Annotated in this window: 2 protein-coding genes and 1 pseudogene; all 3 read right to left on the bottom strand. The window is 32.3% G+C overall.

Translation table 11 applies throughout. From position 1 onward, the window contains the following. Window positions 1–191, bottom strand: a pseudogene (locus tag CRG87_RS08095) (heavy metal translocating P-type ATPase); the annotation flags it as partial. 203 nt (window positions 192–394) lie between these two features. Continuing rightward, window positions 395–943 (bottom strand): hypothetical protein, encoded by a 549-nt coding sequence (locus tag CRG87_RS07795; RefSeq protein ID WP_074426176.1) that lies wholly within the window; start codon window positions 941–943, stop codon window positions 395–397. A 294-nt stretch (window positions 944–1,237) separates the two neighbouring features. Further along, complete coding sequence (gene cbpB, locus CRG87_RS07800) at window positions 1,238–1,717, bottom strand: cyclic-di-AMP-binding protein CbpB (RefSeq protein ID WP_074426177.1); 480 nt, start codon at window positions 1,715–1,717, stop codon at window positions 1,238–1,240. Window positions 1,718–1,729: the final 12 nt, after the last annotated feature.

The raw sequence follows: 1,729 nt of genomic DNA on the forward strand, positions 1-1,729 counted from the left end.
TCATTGATGATTTCAAGGAGTAAGGAAAGCGCCATTGCTATTCCGACCACGTCTATTAGAACTGCTTCGAAGGGGAATTGTAAATTACCGACTTGAAAAAGGCTCTTGGTATGAATACCAAATTGACAGATAAGCCCAATTAAACCGATAAAAAGGACAAGGATAAATTTCCATTGTTGTTTAAAACTCATAGTTTGTTCCTCTCAATATAAAAATATAACTTTACGTTTTTAGATTTTAGCACTAAATCATCTAAATTAGAATAAGTCTAAACAACTTTGTTTAAAAATTTTACCGATAAAGAAAAAAGCTAAATCTATTTCGTAGCTCATTGTAAACAAGTAGAGTAAGCTACTGTTTACAATGCATTGAAGTGAAATAGTTTAGCTTTAAACTAATAGTCCTTTAAATTAATGATATTATCATTAGGATCCTCAGACTTATTGCCTTGATCTGGCGTGTGAGCACTTTTTCTTTTTGGCTTCTCGTCTAGCGTAAAAGCTTCAGTACGTTCAATCGAATCAATTACATCTGTTGATGAGAGGGTAACGAAATTATCGTTATCGCCATGATCAGTCGATTCCTCAAAGTATTGATTGATTTTCTTGATGCTATTTTCTGAAAAGTGCTCTTCCTGTGCCAAATCAAGGAGTAGTTTTTTTAAGCGGCTTGCAGAAACGAGTTCATGTTCTAAAATTTCTAAAACCCAAGAGAAATTAGTGTCCATTGATCTGAAGTGTTTAACTACGCGGTCCTTATAGAAAGCCTCAGTAATAGCTTTAATGTTTTTTAACTCATTTGGATTTTGTGCCATTTTTTTAAGCTGCTCAGCTAATTCATGTCTTTGCTTTTCTGATAGTTCTAAGCCCCCTGGGTAGGTACCATTTTCAATAATAGCCTTGACTAAAAATGCTAATTGCTCAGAAATAGTTTTGTTTGTCATCTTAGTATCTTCCATTCTGAATTAAATATAAAATAAGGATAATTGTTTATGTCTTGATTTTATTAATAAACTGTTATTTTAAAAAACGGTTATAAAAACAAAAAATCACTTTATATAAAATATATATAAATACATAAAATCGTGTACTAACAAAACAGAGCATCCTAATTTTAGTAGCATATAGACAAGCAGTAATAATACTATATTCTCAATAAGATAATTATAATACAGTTTGAGAAAAAATGGCAAAGAATGCTTAAAATGAATTAAACTAATTAAAATAACTGCAACAACTTAATTTTTGTCATCAATTTGTTTGACTTGATATTTATTTTCAAAATTATGAGCAACGTAATTAAATGCCTTAATCCACTCGCGGCGTGTTAATAAACCTTGGAAAACGCCATAGTCATCTACTACTGGCAAGAAGGCATTATCGACCAGTAGATGTAACTGAGTTTCAAGTGTCGTTTGAGCAAAATTGATTTTATCAAAATTTGTTTGCATGACGTCTTTTACCTTTAATTCTGTTAACGGATCAAGCGTAATTTTGTCAGTTACCATCATTTTATCGGTAATCATGGCGAGACTTAATAGACCGACAACCCGATTCTTACTGTCAAGTACAGGAATTTTTGAGTATTTGACGCGGGTCAAAATCATAAAGGCGTGGTACAGAGGATTATCATCTTCCACGAATGCAATACGTGATGCAGGAATGATGAATGAGCCGGACTTATCTTCTAATAAACGTTGAATAGATGGTGAAAACATATGATGTGCCTC

This window comes from Lactobacillus apis (assembly GCF_002837055.1).
Lineage (GTDB): Bacteria > Bacillota > Bacilli > Lactobacillales > Lactobacillaceae > Lactobacillus > Lactobacillus apis.